1 protein-coding gene is annotated in these 561 nt (G+C 31.7%); it reads left to right on the plus strand.

Features of this window, described 5'->3' with window-relative positions:
- On the plus strand, positions 1-561 hold a 561-nt coding region (locus ACTHS3_RS16645; RefSeq protein ID WP_440368593.1), incomplete at both ends, for an adenylate/guanylate cyclase domain-containing protein.

Raw genomic sequence — 561 nt, forward strand, 5'->3', positions numbered from 1 at the left:
ATATTCGGGATTCAAGTAAATTATTTACAAGCATTAATCAGGAGGAAACTGCAAAAGTAATCAGAGCATTTATTTCTGAACTGATTGAAATACTGAGAGATGATGATGGATTCATGCTTGAGATCGGTATTCGTGGAGATTGTGTTTATGCAATTTACAATACACCTTCAAAAGAAGATATTCTAAATTGTGCCAATAAAACCTTCTATGCAAACACATTTATCGAGATGTTTAATAAGATGTTATGGAGAAGAGGGATTGAGCCTATTAAAGCAGGAATAGGAATGTCAACAGGGTGCGATTTAGTCATTAAAACAGGACGAAAAGGTATTGGAATTAATGAAAAAGTATGGATTGGTACAGCTGTCACTGAAGCATCCAATCTTTCATCATTAGGAGATAAAAATGATTACCGTAGATTAATGTATTCATGGCGATCATATATTAATTTTATTGATGGATTAAAAGCTAGAAACAGTGAAAAAGATGTTGAAAAATGGTTTACATCTATAAACAACCCTATACCTAATATAGGTAATGTATATAATGCTGATATTATAC

This window comes from Neisseria sp. P0009.S007, from assembly GCF_051962515.1.